Annotated in this window: 21 protein-coding genes; 7 read left to right on the top strand and 14 right to left on the bottom strand. The window is 52.8% G+C overall.

Translation table 11 applies throughout. The annotated features are described in order from the left end of the window. The first annotated feature begins 1 nt into the window (after nucleotide 1). Nucleotides 2-835 (top strand): lysophospholipid acyltransferase family protein, encoded by an 834-nt coding sequence (locus tag ACZ495_RS05125; protein WP_464262757.1) that lies wholly within the window; start codon nucleotides 2-4, stop codon nucleotides 833-835. A 204-nt stretch (nucleotides 836-1,039) separates the two neighbouring features. On the opposite strand, the gene ACZ495_RS05130 is transcribed toward ACZ495_RS05125, so the two are convergent. From ACZ495_RS05130 to ACZ495_RS05145, 4 genes are all read right to left on the bottom strand, one after another. After that, entirely contained in the window at nucleotides 1,040-1,411 is a 372-nt protein-coding gene (locus tag ACZ495_RS05130) for a hypothetical protein (protein ID WP_407844437.1), read from the bottom strand. A 134-nt stretch (nucleotides 1,412-1,545) separates the two neighbouring features. Continuing rightward, on the bottom strand, nucleotides 1,546-3,021 hold the full coding sequence (locus ACZ495_RS05135; protein WP_012624794.1) for a DUF438 domain-containing protein: 1,476 nt from the start codon (nucleotides 3,019-3,021) through the stop codon (nucleotides 1,546-1,548). A gap of 75 nt (nucleotides 3,022-3,096) precedes the next feature. Next, nucleotides 3,097-3,417 (bottom strand): cupin domain-containing protein, encoded by a 321-nt coding sequence (locus ACZ495_RS05140; protein ID WP_012624793.1) that lies wholly within the window; start codon nucleotides 3,415-3,417, stop codon nucleotides 3,097-3,099. Between the two features lie 414 nt (nucleotides 3,418-3,831). Next, nucleotides 3,832-4,293, bottom strand: coding sequence for a pyridoxamine 5'-phosphate oxidase family protein (locus ACZ495_RS05145; RefSeq protein WP_143142690.1), 462 nt, complete (start codon nucleotides 4,291-4,293; stop codon nucleotides 3,832-3,834). A 184-nt stretch (nucleotides 4,294-4,477) separates the two neighbouring features. On the opposite strand from ACZ495_RS05145, the gene pdxR reads away from it, so the two are divergent. The 5 genes from pdxR (at nucleotide 4,478) to ACZ495_RS05170 (ending at nucleotide 7,827) form a co-directional block, all read left to right on the top strand. Next, nucleotides 4,478-5,917 carry a MocR-like pyridoxine biosynthesis transcription factor PdxR gene (pdxR, locus tag ACZ495_RS05150; protein ID WP_464262758.1) on the top strand — a complete coding sequence of 480 codons (1,440 nt, stop codon included), beginning with the start codon at nucleotides 4,478-4,480 and terminating at the stop codon, nucleotides 5,915-5,917. 10 nt (nucleotides 5,918-5,927) lie between these two features. Next, a complete protein-coding gene (locus ACZ495_RS05155) occupies nucleotides 5,928-6,563 on the top strand; it encodes a bifunctional transcriptional activator/DNA repair enzyme AdaA (RefSeq protein WP_464262759.1) in 636 nt (211 codons plus the stop codon). Between the two features lie 79 nt (nucleotides 6,564-6,642). Continuing rightward, nucleotides 6,643-7,143: a methylated-DNA--[protein]-cysteine S-methyltransferase gene (locus ACZ495_RS05160; protein ID WP_072312474.1), complete on the top strand. Its 501-nt coding sequence runs from the start codon at nucleotides 6,643-6,645 to the stop codon at nucleotides 7,141-7,143. Then, nucleotides 7,121-7,342: a hypothetical protein gene (locus ACZ495_RS05165; protein ID WP_464262760.1), complete on the top strand. Its 222-nt coding sequence runs from the start codon at nucleotides 7,121-7,123 to the stop codon at nucleotides 7,340-7,342. The genes ACZ495_RS05160 and ACZ495_RS05165 overlap by 23 nt, the downstream gene beginning before the upstream one ends. 56 nt (nucleotides 7,343-7,398) lie before the next feature. Then, complete coding sequence (locus ACZ495_RS05170; RefSeq protein ID WP_464262761.1) at nucleotides 7,399-7,827, top strand: DNA-3-methyladenine glycosylase family protein; 429 nt, start codon at nucleotides 7,399-7,401, stop codon at nucleotides 7,825-7,827. Between the two features lie 266 nt (nucleotides 7,828-8,093). On the opposite strand, the gene ACZ495_RS05175 is transcribed toward ACZ495_RS05170, so the two are convergent. The 6 genes from ACZ495_RS05175 to ACZ495_RS05200 form a co-directional block, all read right to left on the bottom strand. After that, complete coding sequence (locus tag ACZ495_RS05175) at nucleotides 8,094-8,603, bottom strand: nitroreductase family protein (protein ID WP_012624787.1); 510 nt, start codon at nucleotides 8,601-8,603, stop codon at nucleotides 8,094-8,096. A gap of 182 nt (nucleotides 8,604-8,785) precedes the next feature. Further along, nucleotides 8,786-9,931 (bottom strand): GltB/FmdC/FwdC-like GXGXG domain-containing protein, encoded by a 1,146-nt coding sequence (locus tag ACZ495_RS05180; protein WP_394027531.1) that lies wholly within the window; start codon nucleotides 9,929-9,931, stop codon nucleotides 8,786-8,788. A gap of 22 nt (nucleotides 9,932-9,953) precedes the next feature. Then, nucleotides 9,954-11,579, bottom strand: a complete 1,626-nt coding sequence (locus ACZ495_RS05185) for a glutamate synthase-related protein (RefSeq protein WP_072312477.1) — start codon at nucleotides 11,577-11,579, stop codon at nucleotides 9,954-9,956. Then, nucleotides 11,567-12,673 (bottom strand): class II glutamine amidotransferase domain-containing protein, encoded by a 1,107-nt coding sequence (locus ACZ495_RS05190; RefSeq protein ID WP_464262762.1) that lies wholly within the window; start codon nucleotides 12,671-12,673, stop codon nucleotides 11,567-11,569. The genes ACZ495_RS05185 and ACZ495_RS05190 overlap by 13 nt, the downstream gene beginning before the upstream one ends. Before the next feature lie 514 nt (nucleotides 12,674-13,187). Beyond that, the gene (locus tag ACZ495_RS05195) at nucleotides 13,188-15,308 is read right to left on the bottom strand and encodes an HD domain-containing phosphohydrolase (protein WP_394027534.1); all 2,121 of its coding nucleotides are present in this window, start codon (nucleotides 15,306-15,308) and stop codon (nucleotides 13,188-13,190) included. An 8-nt stretch (nucleotides 15,309-15,316) separates the two neighbouring features. Further along, nucleotides 15,317-16,309 carry a transglutaminase-like cysteine peptidase gene (locus tag ACZ495_RS05200; RefSeq protein WP_464262763.1) on the bottom strand — a complete coding sequence of 331 codons (993 nt, stop codon included), beginning with the start codon at nucleotides 16,307-16,309 and terminating at the stop codon, nucleotides 15,317-15,319. Between the two features lie 525 nt (nucleotides 16,310-16,834). Between ACZ495_RS05200 and gdhA the strand changes: the two genes are divergently transcribed. Beyond that, nucleotides 16,835-18,184, top strand: a complete 1,350-nt coding sequence (gene gdhA / locus ACZ495_RS05205) for an NADP-specific glutamate dehydrogenase (protein WP_012624781.1) — start codon at nucleotides 16,835-16,837, stop codon at nucleotides 18,182-18,184. A gap of 440 nt (nucleotides 18,185-18,624) precedes the next feature. On the opposite strand, the gene ACZ495_RS05210 is transcribed toward gdhA, so the two are convergent. From ACZ495_RS05210 to ACZ495_RS05225, 4 genes are all read right to left on the bottom strand, one after another. Continuing rightward, the gene (locus ACZ495_RS05210; RefSeq protein ID WP_464262764.1) at nucleotides 18,625-19,851 is read right to left on the bottom strand and encodes an LL-diaminopimelate aminotransferase; all 1,227 of its coding nucleotides are present in this window, start codon (nucleotides 19,849-19,851) and stop codon (nucleotides 18,625-18,627) included. Nucleotides 19,852-19,871: 20 nt separating this feature from the next. Then, on the bottom strand, nucleotides 19,872-20,735 hold the full coding sequence (dapF, locus tag ACZ495_RS05215; protein WP_012624779.1) for a diaminopimelate epimerase: 864 nt from the start codon (nucleotides 20,733-20,735) through the stop codon (nucleotides 19,872-19,874). Nucleotides 20,736-21,081: 346 nt separating this feature from the next. After that, nucleotides 21,082-23,274, bottom strand: a complete 2,193-nt coding sequence (locus tag ACZ495_RS05220; protein WP_072312071.1) for a glutamine synthetase III family protein — start codon at nucleotides 23,272-23,274, stop codon at nucleotides 21,082-21,084. Between the two features lie 55 nt (nucleotides 23,275-23,329). After that, a complete protein-coding gene (locus tag ACZ495_RS05225) occupies nucleotides 23,330-23,668 on the bottom strand; it encodes a P-II family nitrogen regulator (protein WP_464262765.1) in 339 nt (112 codons plus the stop codon). Nucleotides 23,669-23,685: the final 17 nt, after the last annotated feature.

Below are 23,685 nucleotides of genomic sequence, written 5' to 3' on the forward strand. Positions count from 1 at the left end.
TATGCACCCTTTTATCGAAGGCGAGTTTGCAAAAAAATTTCTCACTGGCGATACCTATGCAAGCCAGGAAACACGCACAGGTTTTTTCACCCGTCTGATGCCCTCTCTGAGCTTTTACAGCCGCCTTTTCGGCGGCCCTTTACGATGGCTCTGCGCCAGAGCTGCCAAAGGCAAATGCGACGACAGCGCATGGGTACACGCCAGCGTATGGGTCTCAGACCTTATGGAACGCATCGGTTGCCCCATTGAAGTGCAAGGCATGAACGCCATTGAAGAAGTGGGCGGCCCGTGCCTTTTTGTAGCCAATCACATGAGCACACTGGAAACATTCATGCTGCCCGGCATGATACGCCCGCGCATGCCCGTCACCTTTGTGGTTAAAAAAAGCCTGACCACCATGCCCCTTTTCGGTCCTGTCATGCGCTCACGCGACCCCATTGTGCTTGGGCGTTCCAACCCGCGTGAAGACCTTGCCGCGGTGCTTGAGGGCGGCCTGGAGCGCCTTAATAAAGGCATTTCCATTATTGTTTTTCCGCAAAGTACGCGAGCGCTCAACTTCGATCAGCGGCACTTCAACACCATCGGCATAAAACTCGCCCGCAAAGCCGGCGTACCCCTGATACCCCTGGCCCTTAAAACAGACGCTTGGGGGCAGGGGCAAAAAATCAAGGAACTTGGCCCTGTAAAGCCGGGAATGCCCGTGCGGTACTGCTTTGCCAGCCCCGTGCACATTCAGGGGCAAGGCAAGGAAGAACACGCCGCCATCTGCCGCCACATTGCCGAACATCTTGAAAACTGGCAGCGCCTGGATGGAATCAACGCCAGGGCCGTCTGATCAGCCCACTTTTCTATCTCACAAAACAGCAGCGGCCCGCCGGTACTTCCGGCGGGCCGCTTTTATGGCAAAATCTTCATCAGTGTCATTAATAATGCGCTCCACGGCTGGCCTTGCAGTGTGACAGAGCCGCATCGGTCCTTGCAACTGAAGCTTCGCGAGGCAAGCAGCATGTTGTTGACGAAAAAGGCGCTGTTCCAGACCTTAGCTGCCCTGCGCGGAAGACTCGGTTGCAGCCAGTTTTTTTTGCAGACGCTTGCAGTACAGAGAAAAGAAAAAATTGGCGATGGGGCGGATGGATATAACAGCAAAAAAAAGAAGAAAGTACAGCAGCGAATCAATGAGCATCATGGGGGTTGAGCGATCTTCAAAGCCCATACCACTCAAAAAACCATGCAGTTTAAGAATCACGGCGCATATAATAAAAAAAATGCCGATCCCATACATAAAGCATCTGTCTTTGGCTTTTCGTAGCTGCTTTTCCATATCCTCTCCACCTTCATAAAAAATAAACGGCGCCTTGTCCGGCACACTCCGTTTCGGAGCATCGGAATATGACATAGAAACATTTTCCACGCCAGCCCTGCTTGCGGCTTTCCGGTGGCTGTCTGCCGTTTATCATGGCAAAGCGGCTGCGGCAGAAGGCTTGCCCCTACCGCAGCCGCTTTATTCTGTACTGCTGCAATCGTCACACCACAGTGCGCCCCTGATCATGTCCATTCAAGCAAACGCCTTTGCCCATTCAGGGAGCGAAGGTGAGTAGCGTCCTGACCGACTTCAAGGCAGCCCAGATACTCTCCCTGCCCGTTTTTCAGGGATAAATACTGAATATGAATGAACTTACCGCCAAGTTCCAGCCAAAATTCCGCTTTATCCCTTTCACCCTTTTTAAACGCTTCCAGTATTTCCGTAACCATATGAACGGATTTGGAGGGGTGACAGTTTTTTACCTCGCGGCCGATCACGGCTGCGCTTCTGGGAAAGATCCGGTGCGCACTGTCGGAATAGTAGGCTACTTTGTCGTCAGCGCCCACAAAACTGATGTCCACAGGCAGATTGCAAAGGATGGCATCCACCACCTGCTCTGGCAGTTTGCCGGTAGAAAGGTCAACAAATCCTGTTTGCGCCGTTTTTTCATGCCCGGTTGAAGACGCTGGGGCGACCCATTGACTGTCCGGGACAATATCAAAGGAATAGCCGATTTCATCATCTCCCTGGCGGCAGCGTCCCCAATCCGCATCAGTCAGCAACTGAAGGCTCATGGGAAACAGAATATTTTCTTCTTTCCGGAACATTTCATCAACTTCATCCACAAGCTCTTTCAGAGCCTCGATGATGCTGCTTCTGTCGTCTGTATCAAGCAGGTCTTGCCCCCGCCGGAACAAATGCCTGATATCGTCATGCACTTCCCACATGACCTTGCCGGGGGCGCTCAGGTCATGCAGCTCCAGCAAGGGGAACAACTGGTTTTCCTTACGCACGTAATGTGTCTGGATATCAGCCAGATCCAGCGTCAATGCCTTGAGACGGCCCACAGCAAAAGGCCATGATTTTTCACCGGCCTCGCCGGAAACCAGATCAAGGGTGTCTCTGATTTCAGCAGTGAGTTTTTTGGCCCGCATATTTTCTTTCAGATAGGTGTCCACCGGATGCCCTGGGGGAACCTGCGGCATCTCCTGACCTTCAAGCGCATTCTGAAACAGGGCCGCATGCAGGTGGCACATCTTTTTTATCTCTGCTTCCGGCATTCCTTCGTTAACAAGGGTCTGCTCAAGGGAAGCGATTTCTTCCGGGCTAATGTCGCCGACGGTTTTATTGAATTTTTCCTGCAGGGTCGCAAATTCCACGCCCTCATGCAATTCCTTGATGATTTCCTTGAGCATAGTCAGCCGCTGCTCTCGCGATGCCTTGCCTGAAAATTGCGCCTGTAACACCACCGGCGGCACTATTTCGACCGGTTGCCCTGTCTGGGCCATGATTTCTCCGGCAATGAACAGCAGCAGGGAAAGCACACTTTCATTGCCCATGCCTGCGGCCTTTTCGACCGTGGCAATACGCCCCACAGTTTGCCGTAAGAGCGGATTTTTCAGTTTTTCAAAACTACCGTTATGCAGGGCCAGCGATTCTATCAAAAAAGGATATTCGCTTGTCAGGAAGTGAATGGTCGTATCTTTTGTGAGCAACATAAACACCTCGAACGTTTCTGTGCTTGTCGTGCTGCAACGCAGTTCCGTGCGAAAGCGACAAGCTCAAGTGGCATGCTAGATGGGCGGAGTAATGGTTACCAGCAGCCGCATGCGTGTTGTGGCTTCAACTCCGTGCGGTTCACGAATTTCTGACACAAGAATGTCTCCCGCCTTTGCGGGCAGCTTTGCATCGTCAGCGCCGAGAAAAAAGCCGTCTCCTTCCAACACCAGTATGGACAGTTCGCCGTCAAGGTCGTGCGAATGAACAGGAAAGGTTACCCCGGCATCGAGGTTGAAATTGATCATCTTGAAATAAGGAGAATCCTCCACAAGAAAAAAACGCTTCATGGCGTTGGCCGAAAACTCTCTCGTTGATTCAAGTTGCAGAATCTTCATGTTTTTTCCTTCGCTGTTCTGGCTGTTGTATGGTGTAATCACGCCTGGCATCTTTGCTATACACAGACGGAGTATCTGATTCTGTGAGTATGCGCACAATTCATTGAAAACCTTTTTCAACTTGTCAGTATTACGATATGCTACGGCCTTTCATTGTCAACAGTAAAGATGCTTATCTGTGGCTCCCGCAGACAGCAGATGTGGCGGATGCTCGGGCGCGCATCTGCCGTAATCATATAACTATGCTTAAATATAGTATTTATTTAACGTTGGTGCATTTTCATTTTGAAAAAACGTATTCTCAAAAACAACACACACCGTGGGCGACAGCGCAAAAAACCCCCGGTCGGATGCGAAGATCCACAACAGGGGGCTTATGGACAAATCCACCAACTTCACGGCAGATTACGGGTGTTACGCGGGATAATATTTTCCCGTACAGGACTGCACGTCAATGGCAATAACGCCCGTCATCTTGAGCATGGATTCGGGATATACCCTGCCGGTATGATGCGGCGCATATTTGGCCACAAAAGCATCCAGAACAGCGAGCTTCAGCGCAGAGTCTTCAACCAGGGCCGCCCTGCCTCTTATTATGACGCTTTCATACGTGGTATTGGTGTCACAGGGCAGTTTGTCATCATGCACAAGCCCGAGCATTTTCTCCACCTCAAAGCCCACACGGGAATCCTTTTTTATGTTGGTCAGCTTTTCTCCCACGGCCAAACCGTGAATAAATATCTGCCCCTGAAAAAAAACAAAATGCACGGGCGTGATGTATGGAAAGCCATCCCCCCCCATACTGGCCAGTCTGCCTACAGGTTCCGTGTCCAGCAGAACGTGTATTTCCTCTTCAGCCAATGGATATTTTTTCATTCTTGCCTGCATAGATTTCCTCTATTATGATATTTTGACCTCTAAGATAGCAAGAAACAGATAGCATTGAACAGGGACAGTTTTATTTTTTTTAACCTGACGCTTCAAGCCGGTTCAATCAGTGAGCCAGTCCACATCTTCAGACTTTCGTAAGGTGCGGCACGTACGCATCGTGGGAAAAAGTATGCTATATCTGAATGCTGCCGGTAAAATCCCCCTCTATCAACAGCTTTATGAGCAGATAAAAAAAGAAATTCTTGCAGGAATAAGGAGCGCTGACGCCGGGTTGCCCTCCATACGCACCATGGCAAAAGAGCTGCAGCTTGGCAAAAATACGGTTGAGAATGCCTATGCCCAGCTTGTTCTTGAGGGCTATGTACGCGTACGCCCTGGCAGCGGATACAGGGTGAATCGCGTATACAGCCACATGAATGCGGCCGAGCTACCCCATGTCAACACCGGTATGGTCATGTCGGACGAAAAAAAAACGACACCACAGAAACACATCGACTACGATTTCAATTACGAAAATCTGGATGCTTCAATTTTCCCCGCCGCCATATGGCGCAGGTTGATGGCCGACATTCTGTCGTCTCTTCATAAAAACAGCCGTCAGGCGGTGGATATGCATGCGTACGGAGATGCCTGTGGCAGTTTTTCCCTGCGCAGTGAACTGGTTTCCTATCTTTATCGTAGCCGCGGAGTCTGCTGCACCCCTGAGCAGGTGATCATATGCAGCGGCCTGCAGCCCGCAATCATTGCCGTCATGTGCCTGCTTCAAGAGAAATGCGCTCTTGTTGCCATGGAAGATCCCGGCTATGCAGGAGCCAGGGCAGCCTATGAACTTTTCAATGCAGACATACTTTCTGTCCCTGTAAAGAGCGATGGCATTGACATCGAAAACCTTGCGGCATCATCTGCCGGACTTGTTCATATTGCACCTTCGCACCAGTTTCCCACAGGGGTCGTCATGCCCATTTGCAGACGCATAAAGCTTCTGGAATGGGCCGCAAAAAATGACGGATTTATAATCGAAGATGATTATGACAGCGAGCTGCGCTATCACGGCAGGCCCATCCCCTCGCTACAGTCCATTGATGAAAACGGCCGTGTCATTTATATGGGAACATTTTCAAAAGTGCTTTCTCCGGGTATGCGCATGTCTTATATGGTGCTGCCGCCCCTGCTTGCCGCCAGATTCCGCTCCGTTTTTTCGGACTTCCAGTGCACTGTCCCCTGGCTTGAGCAGGCGGTTTTGAGCAGTTTCATAAAACAGGGGCACTGGGAAAAACATTTAAGAAAAATCTGCCTGCTCAAGAAAAAAAAGCATGACCTCTTTGTACACACCGTTGACCGCCTGTTTGGCAAACGCGTACGCATACACGGGCATAATGCCGGCCTGCACCTTTTATTGGAATTTCCTGCAGGTCCGGACGAAGCAAGCCTTGTGGCAAAGGCCGCCACTTGCGGTGTACGTGTATACCCAGCCTCGCCTTTCTGGCGAAACAGGGAACACAGCCCCGCCAACTGTCTGTTCCTGGGCTACGGCACGTTGACTGAGCCGGATATCATAACTGCCTTGGAACGGCTTGAAAAAGTATGGTTTTGCCCTGAAGGCATATAGGAATTGCATCTTGAAAACAGATAAGACGGATGCGTATGCCTGTGTTATACCATCGCCATCGATGAGGTTTTTCATGAAAAGACTTTCAGAGGCGACCATGTGGCAGGCGCTGCTTGACTGCGACCCGTCTTATGACGGACAATTTTTTTATGCGGTAAAAACCGTGGGCGCATACTGCCGCCCTTCTTGCAAGTCGCGGGCACCGCTGCGAAAAAATGTTTTATACTTCCAGACAGCGGCCGAGGCGGAACAAGCCGGGCTGCGCCCTTGCAAGCGTTGCCGTCCTGATCTGGAAAAATACAACCCTGCGGCGTGCCTTGCCGGACAGGCCAAAAAGCTCATCGACGGCCATTTCGACAAACGCGCCCGCCTGCAAGCAGAACTCAAGCATCTTGGTATTTCGCAAAGCCATCTGGCGGTTGTTTTTCGGCAACACTATGGCCTGACGCCAGTACAATACCTTGGTCATGTCCGAGAACGGCGGGCTTGCGCGCTGCTGGAAAACACAAGCATGCCCATCACCGATATTGCCGCTACCATCGGCTTTGAAAGCCTGGCTTCATTTTATGCGTTTTTCAAAAAGCAGACAGGCACAAGCCCCGCGAAATTCCGTCAACAAGCACATTATTCAGTAATCGCAGATTGACGCACTTGCTCACATTACCGCAACAATACCTGAAAAGGCATACTGCCTGTGACAATGCGCCGACAATTGGAGTTACACCATGAAAAATTTATGGTTTTACACCTGCCCCATCGGCAAGATCGGCATAGTTGAAAAAAATGGAGCCATCTGCCAGGTGTTTTTCAGTACAGAAGCTCCACCTGACGGCTTTACGCTACAAAAAAGCCCGGTTATCGAAAGAGCGGAACATCAGCTTACGGAATATTTCGCAGGTGATAGAAAAGAATTTGACTTACCCCTGGACCTCGGCGGCACGGAATTTCAGGCAACGGTATGGCAGGCGCTACAGACCATTCCAGCCGGAGAAACGCGCAGCTACAAAGATGTGGCCGTCATGATCGGCAAGCCCGGCGCCAGTCGCGCTGTGGGCATGGCCAACAACCGCAACCCGGTTGCCATCATTGTTCCCTGCCACCGTGTCATCGGGCATGACGGCAGCCTTACCGGATATGCGGGTGGCCTTGCCATCAAGCAATACCTGCTTGACCATGAAAAAATGTGGCAACCAGAGAGAACCCATGCCCAATACACATTATTTTGAATATGGCGAAAAAGAAAAATCATGGCTTAAGTCGCGCGATCCGGTGCTGGCCGCCGCTATGGAAGAAATCGGACACATCCGGCGCGAAGTTACGCCGGACATTTTCAACGCGCTTTTAAATTCCATCGTAGGGCAACAGATATCAACAAAGGCACAGGCCACCATCTGGAAGCGCATGCGGGAGCAGTTCTGCCCATAACACCGGAAAACATAGGAACAATAAGCGCGGAAAGCCTGCAAACCTGCGGCATATCCATGCGTAAGGCGGCCTATATCAAGAGTATTACCGAAGCTGTGCTGGATGGAAGCCTGGATCTTGCCCGCCTGCCCTCCCTGACTGACAAGGAGATTTGCGCTCAACTGGTGCAGTTGAAAGGCATAGGTGTATGGACTGCGGAAATGATCATGATTTTTTCCATGCAGCGGCCGGATATCCTGAGCTGGGATGATCTGGCAATTCAGCGTGGCCTGCGCATGCTGTACAGGCATCGCCAGATTACTCCCGCACTCTTTGCCAGATACAGAAAGCGCTATTCCCCCCATGCGACCACAGCCAGCCTGTATTTGTGGGCTATAGCCGGGGGAGCGTGCGCCGAACTTAAAGACTGCGCGCCGCTAAAAAAGAAAACCAAGCCTGCAAAGCGGCAACCGGTCAAAGCACAGGACAAACAGAACACACAGTAACCTTGTTTTTTCCGCATGGTGACGTGACTGGCGCGCATACATCCCTTGATGCGCCGCAATGCTTCAGCCCTGCCCGAATATTGAGCGTGCCCACTCCTGAAGCATTCGCCTTGCGAACATGCAGCAGGCATACACGGAACCAAACGTAGCTTTAGCAAACCGGGACAGCCCTTGTTCGCACCACCAAAACAAAGGCGGGCCGCAACGGATCATGCCCGAAGCGGCCCATGCAACACAGCAAGCTGTTACAGGCAGGCAAAAGCTGCCTACCAGCCATTATGATGAACCTTGTCCTCGCGATAGCGGTCAACTTCGTCAAAAGGCTGCGCCGGATGTCCGGCCACAACCAGAGCCAGCACATTGATATCCGCCGGAATTTTTAGCAATTGACGGATAGGTTCAACCCTGTCTTCAAGCGGATGCATACCGCACCACACAGTGCCGATATTTTTGCCCCGCGCAGCCAGCAGCATGTTCTCCAGCGCGGCTGTGCAATCCTGCTGCCAGTAACGCGGCTCTTTGGCCTCGGCAGGGTTGGCGCAGACCACAATGGCAAGAGGAGCTTCAGCGGCCATTTTTGCATAGGGATGGCGGTTGGCTATTTCAGCCAGCAGGGCTTTGTCGCGCACAACCACAAAATGCCAGGGCTGGCGGTTATGGGCACTGGGTGCAGCCATGGCCGCCCGCAGCATGATTTCAAGATCTGCATCGCTGACATCAGCGGAAGTGAATTTACGGATGCTGCGGCGGGTAAAAAGAGCTTCAAAAATGTCCATACTGTACTCTCCTGAAAATAACTGTCTTATAACTCCAGTATACATCATAACAGGCAAAAGAAAAAGCGGGACATATCTGCTGCACGTCAGTGCGACCGCACCATTGCGTACGCATATTGATCTTTCTCATTGCTGGCCGTTATCCAAAAAGGGCTTTGTGGCGTCACGCGCCAAAATGCTTTTCATTCTCCCTGAAGCATATCCAGGTTGGAATGCATATGCCAGATGCCGCAAGGGCAAACCGCCGCGCAGATGCCGCAACCTGTGCAGCACCCGGAATCGGCGCCGTAGGCCACGTTATCATCGGTCTGTTTGCGGGTGATGGCTTTTTGCGGGCAGAATTTGAGGCATATTTTGCAATCACGACACGCCCCGGCTCCGGGCAGCAGACGGGCGGACGGATTATCGAACGAACCGCGCCCGGTGCATCCGGAATTTTCCCACACAGGTACGCGCAGGCGGTAATCTCCCACGGCAACGAGTCCGTTAACGGTAAAATCATCCGGAGCCACATCACTGAAGATGCCATTTTCAATCCACTCCCCGGCGCGGAATTGCGCCATGCAAAAAGTGCTTTGGCACGCTTGCTGTTCCTGGGGCAATGGAATGATTTTTTGCCAGTGTTTCCACACGGAAAGTTCTTTGCGTAAGCGCGGCCTGTCAATGGCGGCTAAAAATGCTTCCAGACCCGTTTCCAGCCACGTAACATCGTCGTCGTTCAGCGCACACACACGCACATCAGGGGGAAGGCTGCTCACGGGGCCACGAAAATACACCACTCCGCCCACCATGCCCACACAGGGCCTTTCACCAAGAATGGACGGCATGGTCTGGCTTTCGTAGCCGCAAACCACCGCCTTGCCTCCTCCCATAAATTCAAAGGAAAAGCTGCCCACGCTTTTGAGCACCCATAATTCCGGCGGCTCGTACATGGGGTCGTGTTTCATAAGCGACCCGGAACGCGCGCCGGCACGCCCACCAATATAAATTACGCCCGCAGCCGCGCAATGCCCCGCAGTATCGCCCGCATCACCGCGTACAGTAATGCGCCCGCCCGCGTTGAGCCATCCGACGTCAGCGGAGGCCGAACCTTCAACCAGTACTTCCGTATCAGGCAGACACATGGATCCCACTCGCTGCCCGGGATTTCTCACGGTAAACATGAGCTTTTTGCCGTCTCTGTTCCATAAGGGGCCGCCGATATCATGCTGCCCCGAAGCCTCTATGTGAAAAGCTGTCTCTCCCCTGTCAACTGCGGCTTCAATGGCCAGCAAAAGATCCTGGGTGGACATGCGTTCATGATTGTGCAGCGTGTTCATTCGCAGCATACTGTGATCCTCTTGCTAAAATCTAGCAGGCATACTGGATGCCCAGTTTGTCGGCAACGGCCCTGTCAGTGGTCACCAGCGCATCTGAGCGCCCTACTGGCATGGAACTGTTACCCACAGGCGCCATCAGCTTGCGCAGTTCGGCGTCAAAAGCCAGCATGTAATCCACAATGCTCTGTGCCCCTCTGTCCACATCCATACGTTTGACCAGACGCGGATCCTGGGTGCATATACCGGTGGGGCATTTGCCTGTATTACAGGCATTGCAGCGCCCACGCTCGTTACCTACGCAGCCGAGCAGCTGGATGAGTATTTTACCTATAATAATACCGTTGGCTCCAAGGCAGATCATTTTAAAGGCATCGGCCGCTGCATTGCCCGAAAGGCCAACGCCTCCGCCCGCCCACAGGGGAATCTGCCCCTGAAGCCCCTGGGCCACAGCAGCCTGATAGCAATCGCGCAGTTTGGACACTATGGGGTGGCCCGTGTGCTCCAGAGACACCTCATTGGCCGCACCCGTTCCGCCCTGGATACCGTCAATAAAAAAACCGCCGCAAATTCTGTAAGGGTCGCGCAGCAGGTTGTTATAGACAGAAACGGATGTGGCGGAAGCCGCGCACTTGATCGCCACAGGCACACGAAAGCCAAAAGCCGCGTTAAGAGAAAGGTGCATCTTCTGCACAGATTCTTCAATGGAGTAAAGCCCCTGATGATTGGGCGGAGAATGAAGCGTAGTTCTGGGTACACCGCGTATGGCCTGAATGTGCGGCGCTACCTTGGCCGCCGGCAACAGGCCGCCGTCACCGGGTTTGGCACCCTGCCCTATTTTTATGAGTACTCCGGCCGGATCGGCTTTCATTCGTGGCATGGCCCTGATGATGCGGTTCCAGCCGAAGTGCCCCGAGGCTATTTGCAGGATCATGTATTTCAGCTGCGCTGATTCCAGCAGCTTGCCAGGCATACCGCCTTCGCCGGAGCACATGCGTACCGGTATGCCGCATTTTTCATTAAGATAGGCTGTGGCCAGGGCGATGGCTTCCCAGGCCCGCGTGGATAACGCCCCAATACTCATGTCACTGAAGATGACCGGGTAAATCCAAGTTACTCTGGGCGTTTGGCCTGCCAACACAAGGCTTGTCCCCTCTACTCTGAGTGGCAGATCCCCTGCAGGCATGACACGCCCCAGAGGCGAGCGCATATCAAAGGTATGCCGCTCGGAATCCAGGGCAGGATCCGTCATCTGACTGATACGCCCGACGACTATGGCGTCAAGCGTGCGCGGCATGGTCAGGTTGCTGCGCCCGCCACGCTTTATGGGACCATGCTCGCGGGCCAGCAGGGCGAAGCGTTGATCCATATTGCGCACAGGTCGTATGGCTCCGGTAGGACAGCTTTTTTCGCACATACCGCATCCCACGCATGCATGGCTGATAGAGGTTTTTTGCTTGATGACCAGAGGGACGGCATATTCCTGGGCAGAATCCAGAGTCTTGTGCGACTGGATATGGCGGCGCACCCGCGATGGTTCAATGGCGGCAAAAGTGCAGGCAGCCACACAGGAACCGCATCTGGTACACAGGTCCGGCCGGTAATCTATCTTCCAGCACAGATCATTGACGCTGACATCCTGAGTTTTTACTGATTCCATCTCTGCACCGCCAGATCATTGCTGATTATCACCATCTCCCGCTCATGCGGGTAAATATCTTCCGCCACATCGCGGTCGGGCAAAATTGCGTTAAGCCCGCACACCTCGGAAGCAATGGCCACCATGTGCTTGTGACGGCCGACAACGACGGGGCGCAATTTTTTTGAGTCACAGCAGGTCATCATGTTCCCATCAGGCAAAAGAGCGATGATGGCGTTGGGGCCATTGATTTCCAGATGCGCCAGTGATTCCCGTATAAGGGCAAGCACCTTGCCGTCAGCGCGCTGCTCTGCCTCCGTAAATGGCAGGGGCGTGATGACATGCTTGAAATATTTTACGGGCCACTCAAGCTCATGCAGCACATAGTGCAGTGTGTACAGCAAGGTTTGCGAATCAGACTCAAAGCCGACATAGCCCCTGTGCAGTGCACTCTGAAGTTCTTTGTTTCTGGTAAAAAAAGTATTCTCTCCATTGGCGCAAACGGTATAGCCCTGAATAAAAAAAGGATGAGCCGCATACCGCACAATGTCATAATTGGTGTTCTGGCGGCACTGGACAACAATATTTTTGGCGGTCAGACGCTCATCATCATTCCAGAGGCGAAAGTAGGTGGCGATATCTGCCGGGTCGCCTATTTCTTTCAGCGTCAACGTATCGGGCCAGAAGGAATAGACAAAGCCGTCATTGTTCTTTGCCAGCAAGGCCCGTAGCGCAAGCCGCGTATCAAGCAGCAGATCATCACGGTCTTGTTGCATCCGATAGCGATATATTTCCGGATAATCGTAATTTCTAAAGACATAACGGGGCATGGCCTCTACCTTGAGGCCCGGCTGCCTGTCTACATCAGGAACCCACTGGGCGACCTGCACAAAACCTTTTTTTTCCATAAAATCATTGACAAGCTGTACACCTTGAGGTGTGCAGGCCAGAGAAAGCAGGGGCTTGTCTTTATAATGGCTGAACACCCCCTCCAGGTCCTGCATGATCATGGCAAAGCCGGAATTGTCGTGCCCTTCCTGCTGTGGCAACATAAGATTGAGCGCCACTGAGGGCGATACCGGCATGCTGCTCTTGATAGCACCGATTCTGCACATCGTCGTAACCTCGATAGAAAGTGCCGCGAGAAGACCGGTCCGCAATACGCGGCAACCGCAACACTGGTATATACATACAAATGGATGGTCAGGATGAAAGCCCTGTGAAACACCATAAGGCGCAACAACAAGGCTGTGAGCGAACTTCGGCTTCTGGGCTGGCAACAGCCGGGCAATCCGTCAGGATTGCCGAAACCTTACTGGCGGGTAGTGTCGGTCACGATAAGGGGGGGGGAAAGCAAGATTGCTACAAACATCGCTGACAGGCAAGAATTTATCTTCAAAAAATATGAAAAAACTTAACATGCCTAAATAATTAAAATAAAGTATCATCAACAAAATATCCAGCTTCATATATACGCAGTGCAACCTGCTGTGACTGAAGCGGCCGTTCATTCACATCGGTAAAAAACATATCAAACCTGCCCACAGAAACGGTCATGCGTATGAAAACCAAAGGCCGCCCGTACGGGCGGCCTTTGGTTTTCATACGCATGACACTGAAGGATAAAAACTATTCCGTGGCGGCAGGCAGGGCCTCGCATCCATTTTGTACATGCCGCTTTTCAGTGGCGGCAATGGCCTTTTGCAGGCTGTCGACCGGCAAGGTCGCAAGCGCCGCCACCACATCCTGATCAAAACCCTGATCACGCTTAAGCAGGATAATAGCCTCCTGAGGCTCCATACCGGCCCGGTATGAGCGGGGGCTGACCATCGCACAGAAAGCGTTGACCACAGCCAGGATACGCGCATTGGGCGTAATATCGTTGCCGCTGAGCTTGCGGGGCTGGCCGGTACCGTCGAGCCTTTCACCCATCTGGTACACAGCATCCGGAACGGGCAAGCCAAACTGCAAATCACACAAGGCGCGGTACGCATACTCGGGAGCGCGCATGACTTCTTTTTGCTCTTCCGGAGTAAGTTTACCTGTTTTGATCAGCAGGTGGTGAGGCACAAATATTTTGCCTACCTGAGAAAGCCGCGCTGCAAGCCGCAAGGTTTCTCTATCCTTGTCGGGAAGATCCAGACTTCCGGCCAGCAACTCCACAACTTGCTCCATTTTTTGTGAATGACCGATGAGGTTTACATCCACACTCTCAATGGCGCGCACAAGGGCCGCAATGCTGCTGGCCTGGCGCTCGCGGGCAGCCTCTGCCCGGCGGCGGAACTCTGTGATATCCTGGAAAATGCCAACGCAGCCGCCTGGTTCTGAAATTTCTCCTTGCAAGCTATCCTCAAAGGGAAAGAGCGTTACCCTGTAAAGACGGGCGTCCTGATCCTGTCCCAGCGAAAGCTCAAGACTTCCTTCAACCTTTTCTTCTGCTACTTTTTGCATGCCTTCCATCAGCGTTTCTGCGGCAGAATCGGGCAGCACGCTGCAAAGGTTACTGCCCACAAGCTCTGTTTCACTTTTGCCTGTCATGGCGCTGAAAGCCGGATTGCACATCTGCAGTCGCCCACGGCTGTCAGCAAGCATGAGGCCCGCCTGAAGAGAAGCGTTCACGCTGTCGAGCATGAGTTTCTGCTGCTTGATGAGTGCATAAAGCCGTTGAAAATGTCTGGCTGTGGCCCGGTATGAACGTCCTGCAATGCCGGCCCACACCAGCGCCACCAACAGGGCTGTACCCAGGCTGCCGAGAACGCCAAGACCGTATATCTGCCTGCTCTGGCTCTCCAGAACAGAGTCGACGATACCCACAGGCACTTCCAGCACCATCCACCAGTTGAAGGCGCTTACATAACTGCCCAGAGAATAAACTTCGCCCTGTTCCGCAATGCCCTGCCTGCGCTTAAAGGCAAGGCTGCCCTCCTGCAGGTCAGCAGGGTATGGGAAAAGATCCGCCTTGCCGCCGCGCAGGCTTATTACCTGCATGCTTTCAACATGCTGCTGTACAATGCACTGACGGATTTCGCGGTACTGCTCCTGGCTCAACGACAAAAAGGAAGCCAGCGCCCTGTCCACGGGTATGGTGGCCAGCAAGGCCGCTACAGGCACGGTGCTGCCCTGCCCAAGTACCTCATAAAGCGGATCGGCAAGATCCATGACAAGATTTTGCCCCAAGGCGCGCACCGGACCAAAAACAATTGATTTTCCAGCAATGGCCCTGCGTACCATGTCTGTCTGGGCTTCCCCAAGGGCAGCATCATGCTCCTGTATGACCAGCGGCTGGCCGTCAGGCAGAACGATGCGGGCTGCGGTCCACTGCCTGCTTTTTGCGAAGTCCCGCAACAGATCCTGCATATACGGCAACTGTTCGGCCAGCGAGCGCAGAGCCTCATCGCCACTCCCCTGCGCATCAGGCGCGGCAAGCCGGGCAGCCCCATCAGGCCCAAGATTGCGAACATCCACCGCATACAGGCGAAACATTTCTGCTGAGCTGACAAAACGCGCCTGCTCCACAAGACCGTTGCGCCATGTATGCACAGCCTCAAGAGATTTTTCCAGCCAGACCTGCTCTATCTCTCTCTGACTGTTTAACACATCCTGCGTGACATTCCTGAGCTGGAGTGTGCACAGCACGTACGCCACAGCGGACGCCACCAAAAAAATCGCCAGACTTACCGCCGCAACCACCGCTTTTCTCAACTGGTATTTGCTGACGACACTTTGGACATCCATCTCTTGAATTTTCATAAATTTTCCTACTTCAGCTTGCGCCCTTTAAGATGCGCCCAGCGGCCAGACTCATTGACCGAGTATTGTGGACTATACTGCCTGATCCTGCTGTGTGACAAAACAGTATTACTTAGATTATCAAGTATATATGCGTCGCCATTCAGATAGACGGCTAAAACGGCGTGTGCCAGATTTCGCAACGTATCGCGCACAACGACTATTCGCATGTTTTCAGCGGGAATGCCCAGCTCTTTGAGGGTGAAGTATTTGACTATGGCATAGTCTTCACAATCACCTGATTTCTTTAAAAATTCAGCAGGAATGGCCCAATAATCCTCCACACCCCAGTTGGCGATATCTTCTTTGTAGGGCCATGTATTCCAGAAGCTGTTAACATAGCGTAAAAGCTCCATGGTATTTTTGCCTTGAGCATTTTTTTTAAAACTGTCCCAGGTCACGGACTTTTTAAAATACTTGCCAGGAATAAAGATCGGATCTTTTTTGTTGCGCTTAAGGACATCAAGCCAGCCCGGCAATGAAGACAACGGACGTTTAAACTCAACAGTGCCGAAAAGCTGCACCTTGGAACCTGGCGCAGCGGACGGTTCCGGAGAGCTGCTGCCCACGTCTGCAGACGTTTTTGCATGTTCTGCAGCCTGAGGCTGCTCCCGAGCGTCGCCGTCATTTTCCTGAACCGAAGCGGCATCTTTTTCAGACAGCGCGGCAGCATCGGGCTCATCGCCCCCGGGTTCAGAAAAAAATGGCTGCGACTGCCCGGCGACTTCTGCCAAAGAAGCCGGGGGGACATCATCCACGCTGTTCAGGCTGGCAGATAGCGGGCGCTCTGGCGCAACATCGTCATCAATGGGCCTTCCGGCTGCAATTTCCGCGTTGTGGCCCTGCTCCGCCCTGGCAATGGCAGGCGAAAAATGCCGCCAGGCCAAAACAGACAGAAAAAAGATCACTGCCACCAGCAGTGTTATTATGATTGAGGCACGTAATATACTGGAATGCTTCATGAATAAATAATCACAACGCTTTTGGGAAGGGTATTGACATGCTTTCTTACTAATACACGCTAACCCCCGGTGAGTCCAGACACAAGAACCTGTTTTCTTCAATGGTTTTGAGTTGCTCTGCCCCTGGTCTTTACCTCTGGACCTTTCCCCCGGCTATGATATACCCCAAAGGCCCGGGACTGGTGTGGGCAAGCCGCAGAGCAGACAGAGCCAACAGGAATGCAGAACCGTGTTTCTGATGCAGTGCGTGCTGCGTCCACACCGGACAAAACTTTACATACCGCTCTTTCGGCTCCTATGCGGCCGATTCGAGGCATACGGGAGCATCCGCCTGCCCGGTTTTTTTTGAAACATGCCGTACCGGCAAAACATCAGACCGGGATACAATATTATTTTCTCCCTTGCCGGTTTCCGGATCTGAAAAGCCTTGTCAGACGCCGCTATTTTGGATTACTTAGTAATCCGCCCCAAACACAGGAATGCCTTTTACAGCGCTTCCTGATCATCGCCACAAGGAGAGCGACAATGTCTTATGTACAGCGTGTAGTGAGCAACCTTCAAGATAAATACGCCTACGAACCTATCTTCCTGCAAGCTGTACAAGAGGTGCTACAAAGCCTACAGCCCGTGCTGGATAAAAACCCCCAGTACGAACGCTACAAAATACTTGAGCGCATTGTAGAGCCTGAGCGTACCATATCATTTCGCGTTCAATGGATTGACGATAAAGGGCAGATTCAGGTTAACAAAGGTTTTCGCGTTCAGTATAACTCCGCCATTGGTCCCTACAAGGGCGGGCTGCGCTTTCACCCGAGTGTTAACCAGGGTATTCTGAAATTTCTTGGCTTTGAGCAGATATTCAAAAACTCCCTCACAGGTCTGGCCATAGGCGGCGGCAAAGGCGGCGCGGATTTTGACCCCAAGGGCAAATCCGAAACGGAAGTGATGCGCTTCTGCCAGGCATTTATGAGCGAGCTTTACCGCCACATCGGAGCCACCATTGACGTTCCCGCCGGTGATATCGGAGTTGGCGGACGCGAGGTAGGCTATCTTTTCGGCCAGTACAAACGCCTTACCCAGAGCTACGAAGGGGTGTTGACAGGAAAAAACCTTCTGTTCGGCGGCTCCCTGGCCCGCACGGAAGCCACCGGCTATGGTGCTGTATACTTTGCCCAGAGCATGCTTGAGGGTAAGGGGCAAAGCCTCGAAGGTAAGAAGTGCGCTGTGTCTGGCGCAGGCAACGTAGCTATCTACTGCTGTGAAAAACTTTATCAGGTAGGGGCCACCCCGCTTACTGTTTCTGATTCACGCGGCATGATCTATGACCCTGAAGGCATCAACATGGATGTGCTCAAACAAATCAAAGAAGTTGAGCGCGAATCCCTGACCCGCTACGTAGAACTGGTTTCTTCCGCGGTGTACACTCCGGTTAATGAATACCCTGACGGCCGCAATGCCGTGTGGTCTGTTCCCTGCTATGCCGCATTTCCCTGCGCGACCCAGAATGAGCTGAACCTTGAAGACGCCAGAGTTCTGCTTGCCAACGGCTGCCAGTGCGTTGCCGAAGGGGCCAATATGCCCTCTACCCTTGATGCGGTGCATGCCTTCCTTAAAGCCGGCATCTGCTATGGCCCCGCCAAGGCCGCCAATGCCGGCGGCGTTGCCACCAGCCAGCTTGAAATGGCCCAGAACGCCAGCATGCAAAGCTGGTCTTTTGAAGCGGTGGACAACAAGCTTCACGAGATCATGCGTAATATTTATATGAGCGCCGCTGAAACGGCCAAAGAATTCGGAGAACCCGGCAACCTCGTGATGGGTGCCAATATCGCCGGCTTCCGCAAAGTTGCCAACGCCATGGTGGCCCAGGGAGTATAACGGCAAAGTCTTCTGACCTGCCTTCTGCAAGCCGGAGACCCAGCAGGGTTTCCGGCTTTTTTGCGCTTATGCCCTCTCTTGCCGGCATGCTTGCCCGAAAAAGATCAACAAAAATCGCGGCCCATATTTTACTGTGTTCTTGTCGCCAAATGATTGTAGGGCGGCTTTGCCGACCGTTAAGCAATCCTTTGAAGCGTTCATTGCTCTATTGTAAAAATCTGCACCTATCAGCTATAGTCTAACGCATTTCAAGCCACAGCTGCTTAAAGCATCATGGCAAAAACATATGGCTATATAATATGCTCAAAAAGGCAGGGCGGGACAACAAAGCATAACAGTTGTCCCGCCCTGTTTGAGACCGCAAACCCCGAAGGCTTGTGCGACGAATGCAAGGCAGCCCGCGACCTTCAATCATTTTCCACAATCAGGCCAGTATAATATCAGCACAGGGAGCGCAGCCTATGTATGGCTTCTTCCGTATCTTCAGGCGAGCCGAATGCCGTCAGGCGCACATAGCCCTCGCCCGAAATGCCAAAACCTGCGCCCGGAGTGCAGACCAGCCCTGCCTGCTGCAGCAGCCTGTCAAAAAATCCCCAGGAATCTGTGTTGTCAGGTACACGTAACCAGATATAGGGAGCGTTCACGCCACCGTATACGGCAAAACCCATTTCACTTGCCGCCGTGCGCAACATGGCGGCATTGCGTTGATAACCTGCAATGATCCTCATGATTTCACTTTGTCCCCGTTCGCTATACACGGCTTCGGCGGCACGCTGCACAATATAGGGGCAACCGTTGTACTTGGTGCATTGACGACGATTCCAAAGCGCGTTCAGGCTTACAGAGCCGCTCTTGCCGTCACTGATGCGCAGAGCCTTGGGTACCACGGTATAGGCGCAGCGCAGGCCGGTAAATCCGGCAGTTTTTGAAAAGCTGCGAAACTCCACTGCAACTTCTTCCGCACCATCAATTTCGTAAATGCTGTGAGGAATGTCAGCTTCGGTGATAAAAGCTTCATAGGCGGAATCATACAGAATAACGCAACCCTCGCGTCTGGCGTACTCCACCCATCCTTGCAAAGCCGCACGTGAAAGCACCGTGCCTGTAGGATTATTGGGATAGCAAAGATAGATCATATCCGGCCGGACGGCAGGAAAGTCCGGCACGAAGTCATTTTCTTTTATGCACGGCAGATAGACAATTCTGCTCCACTGACTGTCCTTTATTTCGCCCGAACGCCCTGCCATAACATTGGAGTCGACATATACCGGGTACACCGGGTCGGTAACTGCCACGATGCTGTCCTGAGCGAAAAGCTCCTGAAAATTTCCCACATCGGGTTTCGCGCCATCGCTGACGAATATTTCGTCGGGGGCAAGGGTAACGCCACGCACCTTGTAGTCATACTGCATAATGACGTCACGCAAAAAAGCATACCCCTGTTCTGGACCATATCCGCGAAAAAGCGTAGCATCACCCATTTCATCCACGGCCTTGTGCAAAGCCTGGATGACAGCAGGCGGCAAGGGACGTGTAACATCGCCTATGCCCAGGCTGATCACGCGCCTGTCGGGGTTGGCATTCTTAAAAGCCGTAACCTTACGGGCGATGTCCGCAAAAAGATAATTGCTCTGGAGTTTGAGAAAATTGCTGTTTACGGTAGCCATGCCATCCTCTTCATTCTGGTTCAAATGTAGTATTCGCCGGAAAAAACGGTCACCGCGCCGCCGGTCATGTATACGTGGTTACTGGCTTCATCCCAGTGGATATGTAAGGAACCGCCCTTAAGCTCCACCTCCACATCACGCCCGGCGTACCCGTTCAGCACGCAGGCAACGGCAACGGCGCAGGCTCCGGTTCCGCAAGCAAGCGTTTCGCCTGCTCCGCGCTCCCAAACGCGCATGCGCACCTTGGTGGAAGAGATGACCTCCGCAAACTCCGTATTGGTGCGTTTTGGGAACAAAGGGTGATGTTCAAAACGCGGCCCGATACGGGGAAGATCAAGGTCGTCAATACCCTTCATAAAAATGACGGCGTGAGGATTGCCCATCGATACAGCTGTTATTTCGTATAGTTGACCGTTTACGTCCACGGGGCGGGCCACAAAACGCTGCTGGCTGCCGTCTCCGGAGGTTTCGGTGAGTACAGGAATTCTGGCAGGATGCAGTTCAGGTTCCCCCATATCGACAGTCGCACCGCAAACTTTTCCCGCTTCAAACAGCAGGCGAACAATCTTGACGCCCGCGCGGGTTTCTACCGTGATAACGTCTTTGACCTGTATGCCGTGATCATAAACATATTTTCCCACGCAACGCACTGCGTTGCCGCACATTTCCGATTCAGAGCCGTCAGCATTGAACATACGCATGCGCACATCGGCCGTCGCTGATGGCAAAATAAGCACAAGCCCGTCAGACCCGATGCCGAAATGCCGATCACTGATTTTTCTGGCGAGCTCTCCCGGGCTGTCAATACGCTCTTGAAAGCCGTTGATATAAACATAGTCATTGCCGATGCCCTGCATCTTCGTAAAGCGCAATGCCACAGCCATAGTCACTCCTTTTTCTTTCAAGGGCACTCAAACGCCCCTAAAAAACATCTTTGACAATATGATGTATAAGGAAAGTATTCCCATTCAAATCAAAAGTAAACGCGGTGGCCCCGCGCCGCAATGAAAGGCGAAGAGCCGCCAGACTCTCCGCCTTGTGGCTCCGGCCAGGTCCGTTTGTTGCGGCAAACGGCGCCGTCCGGAGGCCCCCTGCAGCATGCGCAAGGGCTGACGACACGAAAGCCACGCTCCCCCCCGGGATGAGGCTTCTGCCATCAACTTTTCAAAAACTGTTGCTGATCTACCTTTCCACAATGTTTTTTTGGAACAATACTGAGGTTCACCAGCTTTAATGCGACCACAGCAATTCTGCATATTTGGGCAGCACCCACAGGGTGTCGTCAACAAGCCCTTCAAGGCTATCGGCATGTTCACGACACCCGTTCATGGCAGTAAGAATGCCATCTCTGGCCGCTTTGGCCTCCTCCAGAACACCATTGCTTGTAACTGTTCTGGCAATGGCATGTTCCAGATCGTCCATACTGTTCTGCAGCTCGAAAATACATGTGTGTAATTTATTGAAATATTTTTCTTCGGCTACAGCCATATTTTCTCCTGATACAGCGCGCGTCTTGATAACCGCATCGGCTGCGCGTGATTGCGCCTCAAGACATTGGGGCAAGACTGAAGTGCGCAGCATGTCCAGCATCAGATTTCCTTCAATGCAGATCGTTTTGCAGTAGTTTTCAAGCAGTATTTCCTGGCGCGAAAGTATTTCACGCTCTGTGAGTATGCCGTGTCGCAGAAAAACATTCATGACGTCCGGATCACTATAATGTTCCAGAGCTGTTACCGTATTGTTGTGATTGGGCAAACCGCGCCTGGCTGCTTCGGCTTTCCACGATTCGGCATATCCGTTTCCGTTAAAAACAACCGGCATGTGCGCTTTAAACACGCGCGGCAGCAATTCCTGAAGTGCAGCATTGAGATCGGCTCCGGCAGATATGGACGCTTCAAGCTCGGTAGCGATGTCATCCAGGGCGCAGGCAACAGCGGCGTTGAGGACAATGTTGACCGGGGCAACCGACTGCGATGCGCCAACGGAGCGGAATTCAAACTTGTTGCCCGTAAATGCGAAAGGGCTAGTCCGGTTACGGTCGGAAAGATCCACCGGCAAGGGCGGCAGTGTTGAAACTCCCACCTCCATAAAGCCACTTTTTTTACTTTTCGGACCGTGTCCGCTGATGATGCCGTCCAGCACCCCGGTGAGCTGCTCACCGAGGTAGACGGAAAGAATGGCCGGAGGAGCCTCGTTGGCGCCAAGCCGATGATCATTGCCCGCACCGATGGTTCCGAGCCGCAAAGCTGTGCCGTGCTTATGTACCGCACGCAGCACCGCGGCCAGAAACACCAGAAACTGCGCATTATCTTGCGGCGTTGTTCCGGGGTTGAGCAGGTTCTGGCCGTCAGAATCACTCATTGACCAGTTATTATGCTTGCCGCTACCGTTTACACCGGCAAAGGGTTTTTCATGCAGCAGGCAGATAAAGCCGTGCCGTGCGGCCATATGCCGCATCATGTTCATTGTGAGCATGTTATGGTCACAGGCAATGTTGGCCTCTTCGTAAACCGGAGCCAGCTCAAACTGCCCCGGGGCTACCTCATTGTGTCTTGTTTTTGCAGGAATGCCCAAAGCGAGCAGTTCTTTTTCCACATCCTGCATAAAGCTCATTACGCGGGCCGGAATGGCGCCAAAGTAATGGTCTTCCATCTCCTGCCCTTTGGCTGACGGTGCTCCCAGCAAAGTGCGTCCTGTCAGCAGCAAGTCGGGCCGCAAGGCCGCAAGGTTTTTGTCAACAAGAAAATATTCCTGCTCCGGCCCTACCATTGCGCGCACGTATGCCGCCGATTCGTTGCCGAAAAGGCGAAGTATGCGCATGGCCTGCCGGGACAAGGCAGAGATGGAACGCAGCAACGGAATCTTGCGGTCCAGAGCCTCGCCGGAATACGAGTAAAAATATGTAGGGATGTGCAGTGTCGCCCCATAAGGTGCAGGAATAATAAAAACCGGCACACTGGGATCCCAGGCGGTATAGCCGCGAGCTTCAAAGGTGGAGCGGATGCCGCCCGAAGGGAATGACGAGGCGTCTGGTTCGCCGCTGATAAGCATTTTGCCTGAAAACTCGCTGATGACCTGCCCGTCGGACGTCGGGGACAGGAAGGCATCATGCTTTTCGGCCGTAAGACCCGTCATCGGATGAAACCAGTGCGTGTAATGGGTTGCCCCATTTTCTATGGCCCAATCCTTCATGGCATTGGCCACCACGTCGGCAATGTCCGGATTCAAGCGCTCGCCATCGCGAATTGTTTTGGCGAGCTTGCTGTACACATCCTTGGGCAGACGTTTTCGCATGGTCGAGAGACCGAAAACATAACGGCCAAAATTGTCTTCCGCGCGGCAGCTGGCCCCGTCGCTGTGCACGGGGACTACAGGGGCGGTATTAATGGCCATGAATAAAGCTTTTTTGCGGACGGAACTCATGCCTTTTCTCCTTTATCACCTGGATACGTGAAGCTTTGCCGTTAAAATTTCCGGCCTACAGGGCCGCATCACCACGTTGACCTGTGCGGATGCGCATGGCATCTTCCACAGCGCTGATAAAAATCTTTCCGTCTCCCACCTGCCCTGTGCGTGCAGTGAGCATCACCGCGTTCACTGCCGGTTCAAGCATGTTGTCATGCAAAACCACTTCAATTTTTATCTTGGGCAAGCAGTCCACCTGCATTATAGCGCCGCGGTACACTTCAGTATGGCCGCGTTGCCGCCCGAATCCTTTTATTTCTGTGTAGTTCAATCCGTGTATGCCCAGTTCTGAGAGCACATCCCTGACTTTTTCAAACATACCGGGACGAATAATTATCTCGAGCTTCTTCATGACACAGTCTCTCCCGG

Source organism: Desulfovibrio sp. GTC20076, assembly GCF_055385905.1.

Excerpts from the sequence above, each read along its gene's own strand:
- ACZ495_RS05160 (WP_072312474.1), top strand. The coding sequence starts at position 6,643 with ATGAAAAATTTATGGTTTTACACCTGCCCCATCGGCAAGATCGGCATA.
- ACZ495_RS05135 (WP_012624794.1), bottom strand. The coding sequence starts at position 3,021 with ATGTTGCTCACAAAAGATACGACCATTCACTTCCTGACAAGCGAATAT.
- ACZ495_RS05225 (WP_464262765.1), bottom strand. The coding sequence starts at position 23,668 with ATGAAGAAGCTCGAGATAATTATTCGTCCCGGTATGTTTGAAAAAGTC.
- ACZ495_RS05175 (WP_012624787.1), bottom strand. The coding sequence starts at position 8,603 with ATGGACATTTTTGAAGCTCTTTTTACCCGCCGCAGCATCCGTAAATTC.
- ACZ495_RS05170 (WP_464262761.1), top strand. The coding sequence starts at position 7,399 with ATGCGTAAGGCGGCCTATATCAAGAGTATTACCGAAGCTGTGCTGGAT.
- ACZ495_RS05180 (WP_394027531.1), bottom strand. The coding sequence starts at position 9,931 with ATGCTGCGAATGAACACGCTGCACAATCATGAACGCATGTCCACCCAG.
- ACZ495_RS05210 (WP_464262764.1), bottom strand. The coding sequence starts at position 19,851 with ATGGCTACCGTAAACAGCAATTTTCTCAAACTCCAGAGCAATTATCTT.
- ACZ495_RS05190 (WP_464262762.1), bottom strand. The coding sequence starts at position 12,673 with ATGTGCAGAATCGGTGCTATCAAGAGCAGCATGCCGGTATCGCCCTCA.
- ACZ495_RS05200 (WP_464262763.1), bottom strand. The coding sequence starts at position 16,309 with ATGAAGCATTCCAGTATATTACGTGCCTCAATCATAATAACACTGCTG.
- ACZ495_RS05165 (WP_464262760.1), top strand. The coding sequence starts at position 7,121 with ATGCCCAATACACATTATTTTGAATATGGCGAAAAAGAAAAATCATGG.
- ACZ495_RS05125 (WP_464262757.1), top strand. The coding sequence starts at position 2 with ATGCACCCTTTTATCGAAGGCGAGTTTGCAAAAAAATTTCTCACTGGC.
- ACZ495_RS05195 (WP_394027534.1), bottom strand. The coding sequence starts at position 15,308 with ATGAAAATTCAAGAGATGGATGTCCAAAGTGTCGTCAGCAAATACCAG.
- gdhA (WP_012624781.1), top strand. The coding sequence starts at position 16,835 with ATGTCTTATGTACAGCGTGTAGTGAGCAACCTTCAAGATAAATACGCC.
- pdxR (WP_464262758.1), top strand. The coding sequence starts at position 4,478 with ATGCTATATCTGAATGCTGCCGGTAAAATCCCCCTCTATCAACAGCTT.
- ACZ495_RS05145 (WP_143142690.1), bottom strand. The coding sequence starts at position 4,293 with ATGAAAAAATATCCATTGGCTGAAGAGGAAATACACGTTCTGCTGGAC.
- dapF (WP_012624779.1), bottom strand. The coding sequence starts at position 20,735 with ATGGCTGTGGCATTGCGCTTTACGAAGATGCAGGGCATCGGCAATGAC.
- ACZ495_RS05220 (WP_072312071.1), bottom strand. The coding sequence starts at position 23,274 with ATGAGTTCCGTCCGCAAAAAAGCTTTATTCATGGCCATTAATACCGCC.
- ACZ495_RS05140 (WP_012624793.1), bottom strand. The coding sequence starts at position 3,417 with ATGAAGATTCTGCAACTTGAATCAACGAGAGAGTTTTCGGCCAACGCC.
- ACZ495_RS05185 (WP_072312477.1), bottom strand. The coding sequence starts at position 11,579 with ATGGAATCAGTAAAAACTCAGGATGTCAGCGTCAATGATCTGTGCTGG.